The organism is Chryseobacterium sp. 2VB (assembly GCF_005503635.1).
Lineage (GTDB): Bacteria > Bacteroidota > Bacteroidia > Flavobacteriales > Weeksellaceae > Chryseobacterium > Chryseobacterium cupriresistens.
Map to the genome: position 1 here is coordinate 312,853 of NZ_SCNC01000001.1, position 22,228 is coordinate 335,080.

Genomic DNA, 22,228 nt, shown 5'->3' on the forward strand with positions numbered 1-22,228 from the left:
AAGCAAAGACATCAGATGTCAAAAACGATCTGGAGCTCCCTTAAATACAATCTGGGTAAACGGTACAATGAAATATTGTTATGCGATAAATTTAAATTAAAAAACTCAAATGCTAGTAGTTTTATCTAAAATAAATTATTATTATGAAATTAATTTTAATGATAAATAGATTTAAGATTGTATTTTGTATTTCAATAAACGAAAAAGCTGCCCGAATGAGCAGCTTATTGTTTCAAATCTATTTTTTCTATTTTTTAATGAATTGTTTTGTGAATCCCGGAATTTGGATGACGTAAGTTCCATTGGTTAGTTTATTGACATTAACCGTTCCGCTTTCAAGGTTTCCTCCACTTACAAGCCTGCCGGACATGTCGTAAATTTTATATTCTTCATTACTGGTGTTTGTAAGGGTAAGAATATTTTCTACAGGATTGGGATACAGTTTGATTTCGGTAGAGGCTGGAGCAGCAGCGTCATTGGAATCTCTTACTGAAATATTAGCATTATTGATATCAAAGAAAATATGATGGCTTCCTTTGATCATTATTCTTCCGGAGTTGGTTAAAGTATCAGGAATTGTAATACTCTCCGAACCATCATTAAGAGTTCCGGCCAAAAGTGCCGTCCATGTGCTGCCGTTATCTGTTGACCAGAGGATATCTACATTGGCGGTATTCACACCATTTGCTGTAGTGCCTGCTACATCCCATGTAACCGTTTGTGAGCTTCCTTTTACATAAGAAACAGCTGTGTTTTGTGAGGTTATCATAAATGGTCCGGCTGCCGGATCAACAGTGAGTTTTGTATCATCGGAATTGTTGGCTCCGCCTCCGGCTTTATTATCGCGAACAGTAAGTCTGAAATTTAAAGTTCTGGCTACAGAAGGAAGTGCCTCAACATCTATTTCTGTTCCTGCGGTTTTGAGAGAACCTGCCAAAATAGAAGACATTGTCGGAAAATATCTTACCGGAGAACCTGAAGGTGTCCATGATCTGAATATTGGCCCCCGAGTTTTTGATTCCTGCGCTGCAGCATTAGCTCCTGTTTCAGAAGAAGTTCCTTTATCCATCTGTTCCCAGATATAGGTAAGCTGGTCTCCATCAGCATCAGTTCCTGATCCGGTAAGCATAAAAGGAGTGCTTTTAGGAATAATATAATCAGGACCTGCATTGGCTGTAGGAATTGAGTTACCGGTATTGGTATTCACAGAACAAGTTTTTGCTTTGATATTATTGGTGATCTGTTCAATACTTATGGCATGAAAAAACGGATCAGAATTATTTTGAACATCATAACTGGTGACGCCGGCATAGCCCATAATGGTAGATCCTGAGCCTGGTTCTACAGATTTTAAATCCGGTTCAACGCGATAAGAAGATGTATGATTTCCGCCGAACTGATGTCCCATTTCATGAGCTACAAAATCTATATCAAAAGTGTCTCCCGAAGGATTACCGTTGGCCGGAGAAGTGTATCCGCTTCCCTTATAGCTGCTTGGGTAGGTTATACCCTGACTTTGGTAAGTAGACATGTCATTGTCACAAATACATCCGATACATCCTGCATTGCCGCCACCACCGTCTCTGCCAAAAAGGTGTCCTATGTCAAAATTATTATTTCCGATGGAAGAGCTCAGATTGTTCATCAGCTCCAGATTCCAGTTTTTCATTTGTGAAGAGGAAGAATAAGGATCTGTAGCGGCATCGGTATAGATAAGATCATCATTATTGGAAATCAGGACCATTCTCGCTGCAAAATCATTTTCAAAAATACCATTCACGCGGGTCATGGTATTATTCATGGCTGCTAAAGCCTGAGCTTTTGCTCCTCCGAAATAAGAAGTATATTCTCCTGTGCAGGAAAGTGCAAGTCTGAACGTTCTTAATGTAGCATCATCCGCATTTTTATGGGTTACGACATTTAAATTACCTTTTTGAGCAGCATCAGAAACTGTACATTCGAGTTTGTTCAAATGGTCTTTTCTGTCAGACTTTTTATAAACAATATAAGTGGAAAGATCTCTTGTATAAGGCTGAATAAAAACAGCAGATTGATCTCTGTAGATTTCCATAGAAGATAGCCCTAAAGAAGAAATGCTGAAATAAACTTTTGAAGCAGGATCTTCGACACCTTCACCGAGATAGGATTTGATATCCGGATATTTAGAAGCGAGTTCCGGTTCGAAATTAGAATTTTCCGTTACTTTGAAATGCTCCATTTTTCCGGTTGAATTGGGGAAAGAGATAATGACTTCAGATTTCTCTGTTACTCTTTTCGGAGCCTTTGCCAATACATTTTTTAATCCGCTTATATTCAGATGAAAAAGCTTCGGATCTTCAAAAACTGACATGTCTTCAAGAACGGGAGAGGATATTTTACTGGAGCTTGAAGTCCATAAACGATCGGTCTGTGCAAAAGAAATACCCGACAATGCGAGCATTCCCGTCATCAATAATTGTTTTCTCACTTATATGTATTTTCAGCAAAAATAGTAAAAAAACTTACTGAAAATGTATTCTTTATATGAATTTTTTGTCGGATATACCGATACGAAAAGGTGATAAAGTGAGAAATGGATAAAATTTAAAAAAAGAAAAACCGTTCTGCACAGAACGGTTTTTCACATCGTTTAATTTTAAAAAGTCTATTCGTTACTAATTTTTAATAAATCTCTTAGAAGATTCTCCAATTTGAATCATATAAGCCCCTTTGATAAGGTTGTTTACATTCACAGAACCTCTTTGAAGTTTTCCTGAGTCAATTAGTTTTCCACCCATATCGAAGATCTTATAATCTTCTGAAGCTGTATTGGAAATATATAGGATATCTCTCACAGGGTTTGGATAAAGCTTCACATCTGTGATCAGATCATTTGTATTATGAAGATCTCCTTTTCCTGAAGAAACAATATTAAGAGTGTAATCTTCCACCTGTCCATAAGTGAATGCTTCACATGAAGAAGTAGGAATTGAGCTGTACTTCATCATTACTCTCATTCTTGTAGATCCAACAGTAGCAGTAGCAGGGATTGTAATAGATCCGGTTACAGGGCTGGTTGTAGAACCTGCTTTTGTCCATGCCAGTTCTCCGCTGTCTGTAAAGTCTCCGTCTCCGTTATAATCAATATAAACTGCGTAAGCTTCGCTATATTTTGTAGAAGTCCACACAGGAGTAATGGAAATTGTATAAGCACTTCCTCTTGTAACATTGGTAGAAACTGAAGTGAAGTTTTCGTATCCCGCAGTTCCTGTAGAGGTATTGTTGATAGATCCGAATGTCACATTTCCAATTCTTTCATCTGCTGTATTTGAGGCCGAAGAAGAACAATAAGTAACTGTTCCTCCGGAAAGAGTTGTAACACTTACGGTGTTGCTGGAAACAGAAGTATTTCCTGCCGCATCTTTTGCTTTCACTGAGAAAGAATAGGTAGTTGCCGGTGTAAGTCCTGTTACAGTATATGTAGTAGAAGCCGTAGAACCAATTAATGAAGCTCCCTGGTATACATCATATCCGGTAACACCAACATTATCTGTAGCTCCAGACCATGAAAGGTTAGTGGTTGTAGCTGTAGTTCCTGAAGCAGCAAGGGTAGGAGCTGTAGGAGCAACCGTGTCAGGAGTTCCGGAACCTGCATTTACAGAGATGTTAGCATTGTTAACATCAAAGAAAATGTGATTTGATCCTTTTACCATAATTCTTCCTGTCGTTGTATTGGAATTAGGGATAGTAACTGCCTGTGAGCCATCATTCGGAGTTCCTGCCAATAGAGTAGTCCAAGTATTTCCACTGTCTGTTGACCAAAGGATATCCACATTAGCAGCATTTACCCCGTTGGCTGTAGTTCCTGCCACATTCCATGTTACTGTCTGAGAACTTCCTCCGGCGTATGTTGTTGCAGAGTTCTGTGAAGTGATATTGAATGGTCCGGCAGTTCCGTTAACAGTGATAACAGCATCATCGGAATTATTTCCTGAACCTCCTGCTTTGTTATCACGAACTGTGAATCTGAAGTTTAATGTTCTGCCAACTGAAGAAAGTGCTTCTACAGTGATTTCAGAACCTGCGGTAGTGGTAGCACCTGCTAAAACCGAAGACATTCTTGGGAAATATCTTACCGGTGCAGCAGTAGGAGTCCATGATCTGAAGTTAGGTCCCGAAGCTTTTGTAGCACTTGCTGCAGAACTTGCTCCTGTCTGGGAAGACGAAGCGTTGTCCATTTGTTCCCAGATATAGGTTAGAGAATCTCCATCAGCATCTGTTCCTGTACCTGTAAGAACAAACGGAGTTCCTTTTGGAATGGTATAATCTAATCCTGCATTAGCTGTAGGAATTGCATTTCCGGTGTTGGTATTAACAGAGCAGGTTTTAGCTTTAATATTATTGGTGATCTGCTGGATGCTTATTGCATGGAAAAATGCGTCAGAATGCGGTTGAATATCCTGGCTGGTAATTCCTGCATAACCCATGATTGTTGATCCTGATCCAGGTTCCATATTGACACCTGTTCCTTCATTACTCATAGAGAAGGTGTGGTTTCCACCGAACTGGTGTCCCATTTCATGAGCTACGTAGTCAATATCAAAATTGTCTCCTGAAGGAATAGCATCTGCCGGAGAAGTATATCCGCTTCCTTTTGATCCGTTTGTACAGATACAGCCTATACAGCCTGCATTTCCTCCACCTCCGGAAGCTCCGAACAAGTGTCCGATATCATAATTGGCTTCACCAATTACAGAAGTCAGTGTACTTTGTAGCTGGGAATTCCAGTTGCTCATTCCTGAAGCTGCGGAATAAGGGTCTGTAGATGCATTGGTGTAGATGACAGCGTCATTGTTGGCGATAAGAACCATTCTGGCTGCGAAATCTTTTTCAAATACACCGTTTACACGGGTCATTGTAGTATTCATCGCCGCTAAAGCCTGAGCTTTTGTTCCTCCGAAATACGTGGTGTATTCACCTGTGCAGGACAGTGCCAGCCTGAATGTTCTCAGTTTGGCATCGTCAGCGTTAGGTCTTGCAGCAAGAGAAGAATTGGAAACTCCTTTCTGTGCGGCATCTACCACTGTACATTCAAACTTGTTGAGATCATCTTTTTTGTCAGATTTTCTGTATACTACATACGAAGAAAGATCTTTGGTGTAAGGCTCGATGAAAACGGCTGATTTATCACCATAAATTTCCATGGAGGACAGTCCTAGCGGAGAAACACTGAAATAGACTGTGGAATTAGGATCATCCAGACCTTGTCCTACATAGGATTTGATGTCCGGATATTTGGCTGCCAGCTCAGGGGCAAAATTGGAATTCTCCCTCACTTTAAAATTTTCCATTCTGCCTTCAGAATTTGGAAAAGAAATAATGATTTCAGATTTTTCGCCTGCAGCCAGCCTTTTGGGAGCTTTTGCCAGAATGTTTTTCAATCCATTGATATCCAGGTTGTAAACCTTTGGATTGCTGATACTGGTTTTGTTTTCAAAGATCTCTGATGAAGTTCTTTTTGAACCTTCAGACCAAAGACGGTCAGTCTGTGCGAAAGAAACACCCGAAATAAGGAGCATTCCAATCAGCGTTAATTGTTTTTTCATATTAAATATTAAATTTGATTGTGGAATGTCAAATCTAATAAAAAATATATTACGAAAAACAAAATTTTTTAAGGAATATTTAGACTTTGTATGTAATATATTATGCAATACATTGTATATAATGGAAAATGCTCATTAATAAAAGAAAAATAAAAGTCGTAAAATGAATTTTATTTTTTAAAAAAATAATATATCTACTTTTTATTTGTTAATTTATTAAATTGAGACAATGTGTTTTATTAATAATTCAATTATTCATGAATAAATTTTAATAAATTACATTTAATGAATACTATTATGCCGCTCTGTGTTCTCCCTACAAAAAAAGCTGTTTCAAAATGAAACAGCTTCTATTATATTGATGCAATGTTTAACTACATTTTATCATCAGCAGTAGGTCCGTAAAGTCCAGGAACTTTGTTTCCGGTTGCTCTTAAATAAACAACCAGCTCACCTCTGTGATGGTACAAATGATTATAAAGAAAAGCTCTTATCACCTGAACCTTTGGCATAGGAGGGAAAAGTACATTTCCGTCCATTTCCATTTTCCACTCGTTGAAATAGGTATTTTCATCAGAGTTTTCAAGAGCTTTCTGTGCGTTGGCAACATTTTCCTCAAATTTTGCAAGGATATTATCTGCTTTGGAAATGTCTCCTTTGTCATACCTGTATGTTCCCATATCAAAAACGTCCTGATTGAAAGTGGATTCATACCAGTTGTATACTTCAGCAATGTGAGACGCAAGCTGTCCGGTTGTCCAGTTTTTTTCGGACGGTTTCCAATCCAATGCGCTGTCAGGGATTGCCTGTAAAATTTTTCTGGTGTTATCTGCTTCATGCAGAAATTCACCTAAAAGTGCCTGTTTAATCATTTGTATCGGTGTTATTTTTAAAATTATTTTGTAATATCTCTTCCAATAACAAGTCTCTGGATCTCAGACGTTCCTTCTCCAATAGTACACAGTTTGGAATCTCTATAGAACTTTTCAGCAGGGAAATCTTTCGTATAACCATATCCTCCGAAGATCTGAACTGCATTATTTGAGATTCTTACACAAGCTTCAGAAGCATATAGTTTAGCCATAGCTCCTTCTTTTGTCATTTTTTGTTTTGCATTCTTAAGAGTAGATGCTCTCTGGATAAGAAGTTCAGCAGCATCAATTTCTGTTGCCATATCTGCCAGCATAAAGTTGATGGCCTGGAAATCTGCAATAGGTTTTCCGAACTGATGTCTTTCTTTTGCATATTTCAAAGCTGCTTTATAAGCTCCTCTTGCAGTACCCAAGCTTAATGCAGCAATAGAAATTCTACCTCCATCCAACACTTTCATAGCCTGCTTGAAACCTTCTCCAACTTCGCCTAAACGGTGAGAATCCGGTACACGTACGTTATCAAAAATTAATTCCGCAGTTTCAGAAGCACGCATCCCTAATTTATTTTCTTTTTTTCCGGAAGTAAAACCAGGCATTCCTTTTTCCAAAACAAAGGCTGTAGAATTATTTTTAGCTCCTTTTTCGCCTGTCCTCGTCATTACTACGGCAATATCACCTGAAATAGCATGGGTGATAAAGTTTTTAGCTCCGTTGATGATCCACTCATCACCATCTTTTACAGCAGTGGTAGACATGCCTCCTGAATCTGAACCTGTGTTGTGCTCTGTAAGTCCCCAAGCTCCGATTACTTTTCCGGAAGCCAGCTGAGGAAGCCATTTGTGTCTTTGTTCTTCATTTCCAAATTCATAAATATGGTTGGTGCAAAGTGAGTTGTGTGCTGCTACAGAAAGACCAATAGAAGGGTCAACCTGAGAAATTTCGTCCAGAATAGTAACATACTCATGATAACCTAATCCGGAACCTCCATATTGTTCAGGAACTACAATTCCCATAAACCCCATCTCACCCAATTGGTGGAATAAGTCTTTTGGAAATGTTTGGCTTTCATCCCATTCCATAATATTCGGTCTGATGTTTTTTTCTGCAAATTCTCTAGCCGTCTCCGCTATCATTTTGATGTTGTCAATAGTCTCAGTATTCATATAATAATAGTTAGTTCCCAAAGATAACCAAATTGATGGAATGCTAAAGAAAAATTATTTCCCCGGTATTATTAGCGATCAATGCGTCTAGTTTTCAATTTTTTATATTTTGAGAATTAATACTTCCTTAATAAAATATTCAGGCTTATTCGTTTTTTATTTCACTATTTTAGTTTCCCAATTTTTAAGGCATGAAAAAAATTCTACTTCCAATCCTTTTAATTTCTTCTTATAGTGCTGCACAGGCACCTGCCGGGTATTATGATGGAACAGCCGGACTGACGGGATATGCCCTGAAATCAAAGATCCACGATATTATTTCGGAAAAAATGATCAACTGGCATTATAACGATCTTAAGGTGTTGTATGGACAGACTGATCTGGATAAATATTATGATCATGATGCTTCCAATACTCAGTATCTGCTGGATATCTATTCTGAAATTCCTTCAGGACCTGATTCTTATGAATATACTGCGGATCAGCTGGTAGCAGGTGTTGGTGCGGAAGGTTTGGGGTACAACCGGGAACATATGATGCCGCAAAGTACATTCAGTACAAGCTCATCTATCAGTGATTATCCTATGTATTCGGATCTGAATTTTATAATTCCTGTTGATGGATGGATCAATCAGCGCAGGAGCAATTATCCTTATGGAATAGGAAATAATACCAACCATTATATTTTTTCCAACACGTCGAGGATATCCAATGCAGCGATTCCGAATTATCCCTATACCGGAAGGGTTTATGAGCCTGTTAATGAATTTAAAGGGGATATTGCAAGATCATTGTTGTACTTTGCAGTACGCTATGAAGGAAAGTTAGGTTCGTTCAATACAGCTTATACGACATCTGCCAATCTTACTCCTGCTACAGACCAATGTCCGTTGGACGGAACAGAAGAAAGAGCAGTTGATCTGGCTTATATTGCCATGTTGAAACAGTGGAATACGGCAGATCCGGTTTCACAAAGAGAAATTGACCGAAACAACGCCGTTTATACCATACAAAAAAACAGAAATCCATTTATTGATCATCCTGAGTGGATTGATATGATCTGGTCCGAAACGCCTGATACTATTGCTCCTGCGGCTCCCGGATCACTGGTTTCAACCCAGCAGAATTCTTATTTTGTGAATCTGAGCTGGACGGCTTCTCCTGATGCGGATATTTTAGGATACAGGATTTATATGAATGGATCTGCAACGCCTGTTGCCACTACAAAAGGGACTTCCATCAGCATCGATCACCTGAGCCCATCAACCACCTATACTTTTACGGTGAAAGCCTTTGATAAAGCATACCTGGAATCTCCATTCAGTAATATGGTAACAGCCTCAACAATTGCTTCGGATCCCTATGCCCCGGATCTTATCATTACCAAATATATATCCGGAACAAATACGGAATCTGTGAAAAATAATGCGCTGGAAATTGTCAATAAAACAGGACATGAGGTTAATTTAAATAATTACAGAATTAATATTCAGTTTAAAAATAATATATCAGGAGATTTCTATAATGGTGACACATACGAATTGGAAGGCAAGGTAGGAAACAATGAAACTTTTGTTATCCTGAATCCGAAAGGCACCTTATCATGTTATACTCCCACCGAGGCAAGATTTGCTACGGCTTCTGATCCTATGATGTTTTCGGGAGGAAATTATGTGGAACTTGCGTATAATAAAACGGTTACAGTGGATGCTATCGGGGTGAAATACACGACCAATAATAACGGGAACGTATCTTTATACAGAAAAAACGCCATCAATCAACCCAATAATACTTTTACTAGCAGTGAATGGGATTCTTATCCGTCCAATTACTGTCAGAACCTGGGTGGCACATTGTCTACAGCGGAATTGATTACTGTTAATAATGAATTTACCATCTATCCAAACCCGGTTGATGACTATCTTTATGTGAAGGAAGAAATGGAAAGGGTAAAAACAGCTCAGATTATAGATCTTTCCGGGAAAGTGATTTATACGGAGAAAGATCCGTTTAGAAATAAGAAAAGTATTCCAATGATGGGAATTCCTACAGGAATATATTTCTTAAAGCTTGATGAGAAAGCGCATCAGTTTACTAAAAAGTAAATAACATCAGATTTAAATACTATCAGCTAAACCTAACAGGTTTTAAAAACCTGTTAGGTTTATTTTATATTGTGTAATTTAAGAGATTGCTTTGCTTTACCCGCAATGACTGTCCTAGCCCTGATAGCAGCGGTTACCCCGCAGTAGAAGTGGGAGAGTTGTAGGGTTAAGGAGTTGGAATATGAAGGCGCGAGGAGTATGAGCGGATAGCAGGAACAGCTTCTTATTATAAAAAAGTATAAAAAAGTAGAGTTAAAGTCGACACCATAATAAAAGATTGAACATTTTTTTGCTGTTTTGCTATTCAGTAGTTTTATATAACGCCTTAAAAACCTTATGTTTACTATATCATTGATATAAGCTGATTCACTAATAATCAATATCTATAAGTGTTTCTGCTTATATTTTTTATATATAAGTAATTATGCTTATATTTGCAGTATGATAGCGGTCATTACCGGTGATATTATAAATTCACAGCATGCGGATACTGAAGTTTGGATTACCAGGCTTAAACATCTTCTCGAAAAATGGGGAAGCGCTCCTCACACATGGGAAATCTACAGAGGAGATGAATTCCAGTTCAAATGCAGAATTGATGACGTTTTCTGGCGTTTTCTAGCCATAAAATCTCTTATTAAAAGTGTTGAAAATTTAGATGTAAGGATGGCCATAGGTATTGGTGAGGAAAGTTTTTCTTCTGAGAAAATCACTGAATCCAACGGTACTGCCTATGTCAATTCCGGGAGACTGCTTAATGACCTTAAAAGTGACGGGCATACTGTTGCCATCAAAACATCAAGTGATCCGGTGGACAGAGATCTTAATATTCTGTTGAAATGGTCGTCCAAGGATTTTGATAACTGGACAATGGCTACGGCAGAGATCATTCATGAGATGATTATGAATCAGGATATCACTCAGGAAGATCTTGCTAAGAGATTTGCTATTTCACAGTCTTCGGTAAGCCAGAGACTGAAACGAGCCAACTATGAGCTCATCGTGGAAACCAATCAGTATTTCAGAAAGAAAATCTCAGAATTATAAGCATGATCTTCATCAAACTCATATTGGCACATTTACTCGGAGATTTTATACTTCAGCCAAATTCATGGGTTGCAGATAAGGAGAACCATAAACTGAAAAGTAAGTTTTTGTACCTTCACATTCTGATTCACACGGTATTAAGCCTTATTTTCCTGTGGGATCTTCAGCTTTGGTGGGTCGCTGTATTGGTGGGAATTACTCACTTTATGATTGATGTTTCCAAACTTATATTTCAAAATGTAAAGACTAAGAAAAGATGGTTTTTCATTGATCAGCTGCTGCATGTTTCAGTGATTGCCGGAGTTTCTTTTTATTTCGGGGAATTCAGTTTTGGCTTCGTACAAAATCAGGAATTTTTGAAGGTAATTATGACGGCGCTGTTTCTGACAACACCAGCTTCTATTTTTATCAAAACCTTATTGTCATCCTGGACACCTGCTCCGGATGGCCCCAACACTATTCAAACCGAATCTTTATCAAGTGCCGGAAAATATATCGGAATTTTAGAACGTCTGCTGGTTTTCACTTTTATTATGGTGAATCATTGGGAAGGCGTAGGTTTCATGGTAGCTGCCAAATCTGTTTTCAGGTTCAGCGACCTTGCACAGGCAAAACAGAGAAAACTTACGGAGTATGTATTAATTGGTACACTGCTGAGTTTTGGACTGGCTGTCTTAACAGGAATAATAATAAAATAAATCAATAAATCTAACTACAATTTAGAAAGTAAAATTATGAGTCAAAAGAAAGAAATGTTGTACGAGGGGAAAGCAAAACAAGTATTTGCAACCGATAATCCTGATGAAGTAGTAGTACGTTTCAAAGACGATGCTACAGCATTTAACGCTCAAAAAAGAGGTCAGGTAGACCTTAAAGGGGAAATGAACAACGCAATCACAACCCTTATTTTTGAATACTTAAATGAGAAAGGGATTAAAACTCATTTCATCAAAAAATTAGACGAAAGAGAGCAGCTGGTAAGAAAAGTTTCTATCATTCCTTTGGAAATGGTGGTAAGAAACTACTCTGCAGGAAGTATGGCACAAAGATTAGGAGTAGAAGAAGGAATTAAATCTCCGGTAACGATCTTTGATATCTGCTATAAAAAAGATGAGTTGGGAGATCCGCTTATCAATGATCACCATGCCGTTTTCTTAGGAGCAGCTACTTATGAAGAGCTTGACGAAATGTATGAGTTATCTTCAGATATCAATGATATCCTTATCGATCTGTTTGACAAAATCAATATCATTCTGGTAGATTTCAAAATCGAATTAGGGAAAACTTCAGACGGCGAAATCATCTTAGCAGACGAAATTTCTCCGGATACCTGCAGACTTTGGGATAAAGATACCATGAAGAAATTAGACAAAGACAGATTCAGAAGAGACCTGGGAGAAGTTACTGAGGCTTATGTTGAAATCTACAACCGTCTTAAAAATCTTTTACAGAAATAAGATTTAATTTATTTAAAGATTAAACCATTTAAAAATTAAACAGGCTGTAATCTTTTTAATCATTAAATTTTTTAATCTTTTAATTTAGAAAAAATAGAAATGAAAAGTTTAGACATTCATAAAAGTGAATATTTAAAACAGTTTAAAACCCAGACCTATGGAAGAAATCTTTTCAGAACTCAGGAAGAGGAAAGACTGGATGCTCCTAATGAAGAATGTGGGATCTTCGGAATGTATTCGGATAATGATCTGGATACTTTCTCTCTTTCACAGTTTGGCCTTTTTGCATTACAGCACAGAGGTCAGGAGGCTTGTGGTATTTCCGTTTTAAAGGATGGAAGAATCACAAACATGAAAGACGAAGGACTGGTTTTGGATGTTTATAAAGAAATTCAGGAACCTGAAACTTTTATGGGAAATTCTGCAATTGGGCATACCCGTTATACCACTGCAGGAGATAAGAAGAAATATAACTTCCAGCCATTTTTCGCCAAAAACGAATATGACCAGATTATACTTTCTATAGCACACAATGGTAATCTTACCAATGCGAAAGAATTAAAGGCTGAATTAGAGGCTGAAGGCGTTGTTTTCAGAGCAACTTCCGATTCTGAAGTGATCCTGAGACTGATTCAGAAAAACCTTGATTTAGGTCTTCGTGGAGCGATTAAAGCAACCATGGAAAAGATTGAAGGAGCTTATTCTGTAGTAGGGATGACCAGAAATAAATTCTTTGCCTTCAGGGACTTCAACGGTATCCGCCCGCTGGTGTTGGGAGCTATTGATGAAAAATCTTATGTAGTAGCTTCAGAATCTGTAGCATTGGATGCTGTAGGTGCTCAGTATGTACGTGATATCCTTCCTGGTGAGATCATTTATACCAATGAAAACGAACCTGGAAAACTTCATTCTTATATGATGGATGAAGCGAAAGGTAAGCAGAGAATCTGCTCTTTCGAATATATTTATTTCGCAAGACCTGACTCTACTTTAGAAAATATCAATGTTTACGAGATCAGAGAAAAATCCGGAGAGAAAATCTGGGAACAGGCTCCTGTAGAAGCTGATCTGGTAATTGGAGTTCCGGATTCCGGTGTTCCTGCTGCTATCGGTTTCTCAAAAGCTTCAGGAATTCCTTTCCGCCCGGTTTTGATCAAAAACAGATATATCGGAAGAAGTTTTATCGTTCCTACACAGGAAATGAGAGAAAGGGTAGTAAACCTTAAACTGAACCCGATCATCTCTGAGATGAAAGACAAGAGAGTAGTCATTATTGACGATTCTATTGTTCGTGGAACAACATCTAAAAGACTGGTTAAAATTTTAAAAGATGCAGGAGTAAAGGAAATCCACTTCAGAAGTGTTTCCCCTCCAATTATCGCTCCTTGCTACCTTGGAATTGATACTCCGTCCAAAGATGATCTGATTTCTGCCAATATGACTACAGAAGAACTTAAAAATTACCTGGGAGTAGACTCCTTAGAGTTTTTAAGTATCGATAACCTGAAAGATATTTTAGGATCAGCCAACCACTGCTTCGGATGCTTTACAGAAGAATATCCTGTAGGAAAAGGAGAAGAAGTAGATTTATTCAATTAATCTCTTTATTGAAATAATAAAAAAGGACCGGGTGTACAACCTGGTTCTTTTGTTTTAGAAATGTAGCAAAAGCTTAATATTCCTGTATTATTCAATATACAATGGAGTTTTAATTTTGTAAGATTAAAACTTCAGGATATGAAAAATGCACTATTCACTGGTATTTTTATTGTATTTACCCAATTTTACAGTTCACAATCTTTTGACAGACAGGCACACCGAGGAGGAAAATCCCTGTACCCGGAAAATACAATACCGGCTATGAAAAACGGATTAAAAATGAATGTTTCCACATTGGAAATGGATCTGGCCATAACAAAAGATAAAAAAGTAATTCTTTCCCATGATGCTTTTCTTTCTCCTGAACTGGTTACAAAACCGGATGGAACCTATATTCCCAAGGATTCGGGGTTTTATTATAAAATTTATGAAATGCCTTATGCAAAGATCAAAACCTTTGATGTAGGATTGAAAAAACTGGAAAACTATCCTGAGCAAAAGAAAATGAAGGTTCAGAAACCTCTGTTTTCAGATGTAATAGATGCATGTGAGGCTTACGCCCGTGAATTGAAAAGGCCGTTACCTTATTATAATATAGAAACCAAAACCCGTCCTTTCTCAGACAATATATTCCATCCCGAACCCAAAGAGTTTGTGGATCTGATGATGAAGATCATTGTTGAAAAAAAGATCCAGGATAGGGTGATCATTCAGTCTTTTGATCCAAGAACACTGGAAATTCTTCATAAAGAATATCCTGGAATCATGACTGCTTTACTTGTAGAAAGGGTAGATGATAAAAAGCTGGCTCAGCAGCAGGCTTATTTTAAAAATATTCCGGCAGAAAAGTTCAGAATGTATCCTGATCATATGAATGGAGTAGCCGGAGATATGAAGTTCCTGAGTTTTACTCCTACAATTTACAGCCCGGAACATAATCTTGTAACGCCCCAATTAGTACAGGAGTGCCACTCATTAGGCATGAAAGTAATCCCATGGACTGTGAATACTAAAGAAAGATTAAAGGAATTAAAAGAAATGGGAATAGATGGGGTGATCAGTGATGATCCGAGAATATTTGAATAAAACTTTTGATATAAATAGCCGGAAGAAAATCTTCCGGCTATTTTATGCGTGCAAGGTTAATGCACTTCGGTTAAAAAATTGGTTTCTAATTAGAATTTGTAGTTAAGACCTAACTGAAATACTCTGTTGTTGTTTTCAGCAGCAGGTCTGCTTTTATCAATTTTTGTCAAGCTATTTACATATCTTGCGCTGATACCGATGTTGGATGTGATATCATATCCTAAACCAAGACCCAATCCGAAATTGAATTTATTGATCTGATCTTTGTCGATATCTTCAGTATTAGAACTTGTAGTGGTTGTAGTAACACCTCCTGTAGTACTTGCTACACTTCTTTCTCCTTTAGTTTTTCCGTTGATGAAATAACTGAATTCAGGTCCGGCTTCAACGTAAAATTTCTCTGTAGGTCTCATCTGAAGCATTAACGGAACTGAAATATAGTTCATCTTTACTCTACCTTCTTCTTTAGTTTTTACATTCGTAATTCCATTATCAGTTTCTGTAGATGAAATTACATCTTTTGCTCCCATTTGGTTGTATAATACCTCTGGCTGTAAGCTGAAATGTTTTGAAAGTGGAATATTAACGAATGCACCTGCGTGGAAACCTAGTTGTTGTGTGTTGATTCCAAACTTTTGCTCACTGAAATAAGCTGAGTTTCCTCCGGCCTTGATTCCGAATCTAATGGGTTGTACATCTTTTTTTAGTGGTGATGCATTGACTGTTTTCGTTTCCGTCTTTGTTTCTGTCTCCTGAGCGAAAGCTAGTGTACCAGCAGTTAATGCTAATCCTAAAAATAACTTCTTCATAATTTTATTTTTTAATTTTACTATTTGTGTGTCGGATATCTCTCAATCAGACTCCAAGTATTTTGCAAATTGCTTGCCAAAGTCGAAAAACGCCTGTTTAAAGGGCTTTTGAGATTGTTTTTGAAAAGTTTATTTTAAACCATTTATCCCTTTTTGATGAATAAATATTTTATATAATGAATGTTTTGTGAAAATAGTTGAAGGCTCATTACACTTTATTATTGATAATTGAAATAATAAAAAAAAAATGAACTGGAATTGGCTTTTCCATGAATTAAAAGGACTTCCGGGTACTTTTTAAGAATAAAAATAAAAATACCGGACTTTTTAAAGCCCGGCACCAGTTTTGAAAATAATAAATATCTCTATTTAAATCGGTATGCTACTCCTACCTGAAGTGCATTATTTCTTACTTTATCACCGTCGTTGTATTTGTAAACTTCAGTAAGCCCAGCCGTAAATCTTGCGGTTACGCCAAAGTTTTCAGTGAAATAATATCCGGCACCAATACCTAATCCTACATTGAAACGATTAAAAAGGCTTTTTGAAATGCTCTGTGAAATATGTTCCGTACGCTGTACTGTAACTGAATTTCCGGTAGTCTCAATAGTGGTTAAATCTCCTTTTGTCTTTCCTCCCAGCAGATATCCGAATTCAGGACCTGCTTCTACATAAAGCTGCGGAAGAATATTGTATTGAACCATTACAGGAAGAGAAAGGTAATTTAATGTTGTCCTATAATCATAGTGTTGTGTCTTTCTGTAGTTTCCCGAGCTGGTTCTGTAGTTATAGTCTGATTTTGATCCCAGCTGACTGAAAAGAAGCTCCGGCTGGATGCTGAATTTCTCAGAAACAGGAATATTCGCAAACACTCCTGCATGAAAACCTGCTTTGATTTTCTCATTGTTATCATATTCATAGCCATCTCCTCTGGTAAGTGTAGAACCGTTAAAACCTGCTTTAACACCAAAAGTGACAGGAGAAGATTTTGACTGATGTTTTTCCTGCGCATTCGCGAAAAGGCAACCTGCAATTGCAATTACTGCAAAGAGTTTTTTCATGATTTAAAGTTTAATTTTCTTTTTTGGATCAAAATATCTGCCACAAAAGGATAAAGTGATAAAAGTCATAATAAGCGAAAAAGTCAGGCGTAAACTAATAAACCTGACTTTTTCTATTGAAATCAAAATGTATCTTATTGAACAGACAAAATATTTTCCATATTCTGTTGTGTACTCATATTGCCAGCCTGGCTGACACAGTTCCGTTAAAGTTTAATGGTAATAGTTAGATTGTAATTCTGATATTCAATTGAATATCAAATGAATCAAAGCATACTCATTGTGAAACATGAACCGTAAGTTGGAAAATTTCCGGATAGAGTACAATCAATTATTCTACAGGCAAATTTCTTGCCAAAAATATCGGGACAAATAAAAAAGCCGGATTATATTAAATCTGGCTCTGTATTGATGAGAAGTCTGCTTTAAAAGCTAAACTGATTTCTTAGAATTTATAAGCTAAACCTACCTGGAATACTCCGTTTTTAGCTTTGTCTTCAGATAGATCCGGTCTGTTTTTTGCAACATCCGTTAAACCAGCTACATATCTTGCCGTAATTCCGATATTGTCTGTGAAATAATATCCTGCTCCAAGACCAATTCCGAAGTCGAAACCTTTGAACAGATCTTTAGCATCTGCTGAATTGGAATCAGCTTTCAGTTTTGAGTTAATCAAAAAGCTGAACTGAGGTCCTGCTTCCAGATATAGGTTAGGCAAGGCATTATACTGAAGCATTAAGGGTACAGAAATATAATCCAGATTTACTTTAAGATCATTAGCTCCTTTAATCTTTGCTCCCATTCCGCTGTATAACACTTCCGGCTGGAAAGAAAAGTCCTGAGCCACGGGAATATTAGCAAATAACCCTCCGTAGAATCCCGCTTTTGAATTGAAGTCATTCTCGGTAAGAGTTGAAATATTAAGACCTGCTTTCACACCAAATCTAACTGGAGAAGAAGAAGCAGTAGAAGTTGAAGTCTTCTGAGAGAAAGCAAAAGTACCTGCAACAAGCGCAAGGCCTAAAAAAATCTTTTTCATAAATTTATTTTTAATAGTTATTAAGTTTTATTTAACATTTCTTTAAGAAACAAACTGCATGCCAAAATCAATATATGTTCTTAATTTTCTATCTAGTATACATTTTTTAAGAATATTTTTTTATCTGCAGTAAAAAAGTCAGATTAAAATTAATCCGCCCTCCTTGTCATTATAAAAACTTAGTAAACTTTAGATTTTGTAGTTTAATCCTCTCTGTCATAGCCATAATGATATTTTGTTTTTACAATATCAGATAAGCCTGCGGTATATCTCACATTCAAAAAAGACCAGATTAAAAAATTAATCTGATCTTTTCTATTGAATATAAAATTTGTTAGTGAATGTAAGCTTATTTGAATTTATAAGCTAAACCTACCTGGAATAGGTTGTTTCTTACTGCATCAGAACCGCTAGGTCTGTTTTTTGCTACATCGGTTAAACCTGCAACATATCTTGCTGTAAGTCCAAGGTTCGGAGTAAAATAATATCCAGCACCAAGACCAATACCAAAGTTGAAGGTATTTAAGTTGTCTTTGTAGTTATCTGTAGTATTAGATTGTCCGTTTGATTCATTTTTGAATTTGTTTTTAGCACTTACCATGAAACCAAATTCTGGTCCTGCCTCTACGTAAAGGTCAGGAATAAGGTTATATTGGAACATTACTGGTACTGTAATGTAATCTAATTTAGTAGAAGCTGAATATTTTGTTCCTGCTAAAGTATAATCTGACTTATTACCATACTGTGAATACTGTACCTCTGGCTGAACGCTGAATGAAGCTGCTAATGGAATGTTGGCAAATACACCTGCGTTGAACCCTATTTTAGATTTTTGATCGTCAAGGCCACTGTCTTTTGAAAGTGAAGAAACGTTCATTCCTCCTTTTACCCCAAATGTTACCGGATTAGAAGATGTGTTTCCTGTCTGTTGAGCGAATGCGAATGTTCCTGCAGTTAACGCTAATCCTAAAATTAACTTTTTCATAACTTTAATTTTTTAATTTTTACTCTTTCTTAATTTTAAATTTTACTACTGTTCAGCATTTTCAGTTGAACGCTGAGTATCTTTCAAATTGCTTGCCAAAAATATTTTTTATGACTAAAATCAATAAAAAAACCACTTAGCGTTGAAGTGGTTTTAATTTTATGTATTTGATTGTTAGTAATTTATACCTTTAAATAAACATTTGTTTAGATATGGTCTAAATTGACAATTTTGTCAAAAGTTATATACCTGAAATGAATTATTTGATAAAAATCACTAGGCATCATTCAGTTTTCTATAAAAAGATAGGGATGCAAGGATATTTTCCTGGCTGCACTGATGATCATAGTTGCAGAAACCTATCCCTGTAAGCAGAGAAAAGTTGATTTTACTGTCTGTATTCTTTTTATCATTCAGTAATAATGCGGTAATATTTTCATCTTTAAAATCGCTGATGTCGAGGTATGGATAGTATCTCTGGATGTTTTCAATGATAATTTTTGAATCTTCTTCAGAGATAAGATTTTCAAGATATGCCAGATGAGCTTCGGCAATCATTCCCATCGCAACTGCTTCCCCGTGAAGGATAGGATTTTCCTGCTGTAAACATAAACTTTCCACAGCATGTCCGATGGTATGCCCGAAATTAAGCGTTTTTCTGATGTTCTGTTCGTGGAAATCCTGATCTACTACATTCTGTTTAATATTCATAGAAGCCTGGATATGAGGAACAACGGTTTCCACTTCCAGTTTACGGATCTGAATCAGCTGGTCCCAATGATTTTTATCAGCAATTAGTCCATGTTTCAGCATTTCTGCAAATCCGCTTCTTAATTCTTTAAAAGGCAGTGTCTCTAAGAATTTTGGATAAATAAAGATTTGTTCAGGAAAAGCAAAAGTTCCCACCATATTTTTATAGTGCATCAGATCAATCCCGGTTTTTCCTCCTATGGAAGCATCACACATCGATAAAAGGGTAGTAGGGATATTAATGAATTGGATACCTCTTTTATAAGTAGAAGCAACAAATCCTCCCATATCGGTAATTACACCACCACCAAGGTTGATAACCAGAGCTTTTCTGTCTGCCTGCATTTCCGTAAGAATTTCCCACAGCTGGTTGGCTGTCTGGATATTTTTCATTTCTTCTCCGGCTTCGATCTCTAAAATTTCAAAGCCAAGATCGGTTTCCATGTTTCCCAGAAGAACCGGAAGACAGGATTCATGAGTATTTTCATCTACAAGAATAAAAATTTTACTGAAAGATTTCTGGTGAAGAAACTCGTTGAGCTGTGAAAAATTATCGTTTAATATTGTTATCATCTTTGATTGTATGTAAAGTTAAAAATGTAAACTATAGTGCAAAGTTATGATTCTTAATTTTTAACTCGTAACTAAATTACTATCTTTGCAGAAATTTTTAGAATGAGCAGAGATAATAATAATTCAGACAGACCAAAGAGACCAAGAATTTCAACCAAGAAAAGTTCTGATGATTCTCGTGCTTCCAGATCTGGAAATTCTTCAGGATCAAAACCTTTTAAAAAGCCTTTCTCTAAAGACGGAGGAAAAAAAGGGCCGGAACATAAAGGATCCAACTCAAGATTTGAAAAGAAACCTTTTAAGAGAAATACGGACAGTTTCGAAAATTCCAATGACGATTTTGGTTCAAAATCTGAAAGAAAACCTTATATCACCAACAAAAGTGAGAGCTATGAGAAAAAATCTTTCGGAAAACCCAAGAGAGGCGGAAAAAATTTCGATACAAGAGATAAGTATGAAAGAGGCAGTCTGAAATACGGAAGAAGACCTTCCAGCGGTGATGACAGAAATGATGACAAAACGAGATCTTTTGTTCAGAAAAGGAGATTGAATAAAATTGAAAAAGACGTTAACAAAGACAGCATCCGTCTTAATAAGTATATTGCTAATTCCGGAATCTGCAGCAGAAGAGAAGCTGATGAGCTGATTACTCAGGGATTGGTAGAAGTCAATGGAAAGGTGGTAACTGAAATGGGATATCAGGTACAGAAAACAGACAGAGTTGTTTTTGACGGACAAAGCATTACTCCTGAAAAGCCTGTATATGTACTTTTGAACAAACCGAAAGGATATATTTCCACTACCAAAGATGATAAAGCCAGAAAAACTGTAATGGATCTTGTTGCGAATGCTTCTCCATACAGACTTTTCCCGGTTGGAAGACTGGATCGTTCTACAACAGGAGTTATCTTACTGACCAATGACGGTCACATGACTAAAAAACTGACGCATCCGTCTTTTGATGCCAAAAAGATTTATCATGTAACATTGGATAAAAAACTTACCGGTGAAGATTTACGTCTTATAGCAGAAGGAATCCGTCTTGATGAAGGAGTAGCTGTTGTTGATCAGATTTCATATATTGAGGGGAAACCTAAAAATGAAGTCGGAATTGAGATCCACATCGGATGGAACCGTGTTATCAGAAGAATTTTCCAAAGATTAGGATACGAAGTGGAAGCTTTAGACAGAGTAATGTTTGCCGGATTAACGAAGAAGAATATCAAAAGAGGACACTGGAGAATCCTTACAGAACTGGAAGTAAACAACCTTAAAATGCTTTAAACAGTACTTTTGAGAGTAAAGAATAAAAAAGCGCAGAATGATTTTCTGCGCTTTTTTTTGTTTTTTATCGTTGTAAGTTTATTTATTATCCCAGAACAGTTACTCCTTTCTCAATCATTTCATAGATGGCATCTCTGGCATTGTCTGGTTTTACATTCACGGCACGTGTTCCATTGAAATGTAGACAAGTTACATATCCATTAGCTACCGCATCCTGTGCAGTAAACTTAACACAATAATCTAGCGCCAGGCCTACAATTTCTACCAACTGGATGTCGTGATATTTTAAGAAATCATCCAAACCGGTTTTCATAAAGTGATTGTTATCCTGGAAACCGCTGTAGCTGTCAATTTCAATATTTTTACCTTTTTGTACAATATGGGTTACTTTATCTCTGTTCAGATCTTTATGGAATTCTGCTCCGAAAGTCCCCTGAATACAATGATCCGGCCACATAAATTGCGGAACTCCATTGAGAATAATGCTTTCTCCTACCTTTCTTCCATTGCTGCTTGCAAAGCTTTTATGACCTGCAGGATGCCAGTCTTGTGTAAGAACCACCTGATCATATTCATTTTCCTCCATCAGCAGATTGATGTATGGAATAATTTCGCTGGCTCCAGGGACAGCAAGTGCTCCGCCTTCACAAAAGTCATTCTGTACATCGACTATTATTAACGCTTTTTTCATATATTGATTTCTCGAATTTTTGATAAATTTACAAAACTAATCTTCAAAAATTTGTCCAAACCCTAATTATCGGACAAATCGGCAACATAAATTTTTCAATGCTTATCAACGAAGAACTTAAC

General features: G+C 36.9%; 17 protein-coding genes. 7 read left to right on the forward strand and 10 right to left on the reverse strand.

All coding sequences use genetic code 11. From position 1 onward, the window contains the following. Window positions 1–247: 247 nt before the first annotated feature. The 4 genes from FFS26_RS01415 to FFS26_RS01430 all read right to left on the reverse strand — a co-directional run bounded on the left by FFS26_RS01415 (window position 248) and on the right by FFS26_RS01430 (window position 7,620). A complete protein-coding gene (locus FFS26_RS01415; protein ID WP_137904076.1) occupies window positions 248–2,467 on the reverse strand; it encodes a zinc-dependent metalloprotease in 2,220 nt (739 codons plus the stop codon). Window positions 2,468–2,654: 187 nt separating this feature from the next. Beyond that, window positions 2,655–5,585 (reverse strand): reprolysin-like metallopeptidase, encoded by a 2,931-nt coding sequence (locus tag FFS26_RS01420; protein WP_137904077.1) that lies wholly within the window; start codon window positions 5,583–5,585, stop codon window positions 2,655–2,657. A 374-nt stretch (window positions 5,586–5,959) separates the two neighbouring features. Next, window positions 5,960–6,457, reverse strand: a complete 498-nt coding sequence (locus FFS26_RS01425) for a DinB family protein (protein WP_110008836.1) — start codon at window positions 6,455–6,457, stop codon at window positions 5,960–5,962. 23 nt (window positions 6,458–6,480) lie between these two features. After that, window positions 6,481–7,620: an acyl-CoA dehydrogenase family protein gene (locus tag FFS26_RS01430; protein WP_110008837.1), complete on the reverse strand. Its 1,140-nt coding sequence runs from the start codon at window positions 7,618–7,620 to the stop codon at window positions 6,481–6,483. 191 nt (window positions 7,621–7,811) lie between these two features. Between FFS26_RS01430 and FFS26_RS01435 the strand changes: the two genes are divergently transcribed. From FFS26_RS01435 to FFS26_RS01460, 6 genes are all read left to right on the forward strand, one after another. Beyond that, the gene (locus FFS26_RS01435; RefSeq protein ID WP_137904078.1) at window positions 7,812–9,725 is read left to right on the forward strand and encodes an endonuclease; all 1,914 of its coding nucleotides are present in this window, start codon (window positions 7,812–7,814) and stop codon (window positions 9,723–9,725) included. Window positions 9,726–10,166: 441 nt separating this feature from the next. Then, the gene (locus tag FFS26_RS01440; protein WP_110008839.1) at window positions 10,167–10,772 is read left to right on the forward strand and encodes a SatD family protein; all 606 of its coding nucleotides are present in this window, start codon (window positions 10,167–10,169) and stop codon (window positions 10,770–10,772) included. 2 nt (window positions 10,773–10,774) lie between these two features. Beyond that, window positions 10,775–11,470: a DUF3307 domain-containing protein gene (locus FFS26_RS01445; RefSeq protein WP_110008840.1), complete on the forward strand. Its 696-nt coding sequence runs from the start codon at window positions 10,775–10,777 to the stop codon at window positions 11,468–11,470. A 36-nt stretch (window positions 11,471–11,506) separates the two neighbouring features. Next, a complete protein-coding gene (purC, locus tag FFS26_RS01450; protein WP_110008841.1) occupies window positions 11,507–12,229 on the forward strand; it encodes a phosphoribosylaminoimidazolesuccinocarboxamide synthase in 723 nt (240 codons plus the stop codon). Window positions 12,230–12,328: 99 nt separating this feature from the next. After that, window positions 12,329–13,828 (forward strand): amidophosphoribosyltransferase, encoded by a 1,500-nt coding sequence (gene purF / locus FFS26_RS01455; RefSeq protein WP_110008842.1) that lies wholly within the window; start codon window positions 12,329–12,331, stop codon window positions 13,826–13,828. A gap of 138 nt (window positions 13,829–13,966) precedes the next feature. Continuing rightward, the gene (locus tag FFS26_RS01460; RefSeq protein ID WP_137904079.1) at window positions 13,967–14,914 is read left to right on the forward strand and encodes a glycerophosphodiester phosphodiesterase family protein; all 948 of its coding nucleotides are present in this window, start codon (window positions 13,967–13,969) and stop codon (window positions 14,912–14,914) included. An 89-nt stretch (window positions 14,915–15,003) separates the two neighbouring features. On the opposite strand, the gene FFS26_RS01465 is transcribed toward FFS26_RS01460, so the two are convergent. The 5 genes from FFS26_RS01465 to aroB form a co-directional block, all read right to left on the reverse strand. Continuing rightward, complete coding sequence (locus FFS26_RS01465) at window positions 15,004–15,723, reverse strand: porin family protein (protein WP_137904080.1); 720 nt, start codon at window positions 15,721–15,723, stop codon at window positions 15,004–15,006. Window positions 15,724–16,088: 365 nt separating this feature from the next. After that, on the reverse strand, window positions 16,089–16,784 hold the full coding sequence (locus FFS26_RS01470; RefSeq protein ID WP_137904081.1) for a porin family protein: 696 nt from the start codon (window positions 16,782–16,784) through the stop codon (window positions 16,089–16,091). Between the two features lie 445 nt (window positions 16,785–17,229). Continuing rightward, entirely contained in the window at window positions 17,230–17,823 is a 594-nt protein-coding gene (locus FFS26_RS01475) for a porin family protein (RefSeq protein WP_137904082.1), read from the reverse strand. A 349-nt stretch (window positions 17,824–18,172) separates the two neighbouring features. Then, entirely contained in the window at window positions 18,173–18,808 is a 636-nt protein-coding gene (locus FFS26_RS01480; RefSeq protein WP_137904083.1) for a porin family protein, read from the reverse strand. A gap of 276 nt (window positions 18,809–19,084) precedes the next feature. Beyond that, window positions 19,085–20,131 (reverse strand): 3-dehydroquinate synthase, encoded by a 1,047-nt coding sequence (gene aroB, locus FFS26_RS01485; RefSeq protein ID WP_137904084.1) that lies wholly within the window; start codon window positions 20,129–20,131, stop codon window positions 19,085–19,087. A gap of 102 nt (window positions 20,132–20,233) precedes the next feature. On the opposite strand from aroB, the gene FFS26_RS01490 reads away from it, so the two are divergent. Next, window positions 20,234–21,415, forward strand: a complete 1,182-nt coding sequence (locus FFS26_RS01490; protein ID WP_228449368.1) for a pseudouridine synthase — start codon at window positions 20,234–20,236, stop codon at window positions 21,413–21,415. 85 nt (window positions 21,416–21,500) lie between these two features. On the opposite strand, the gene pncA is transcribed toward FFS26_RS01490, so the two are convergent. Beyond that, on the reverse strand, window positions 21,501–22,106 hold the full coding sequence (gene pncA / locus FFS26_RS01495; RefSeq protein ID WP_110008849.1) for a bifunctional nicotinamidase/pyrazinamidase: 606 nt from the start codon (window positions 22,104–22,106) through the stop codon (window positions 21,501–21,503). Between the last annotated feature and the right edge of the window lie 122 nt (window positions 22,107–22,228).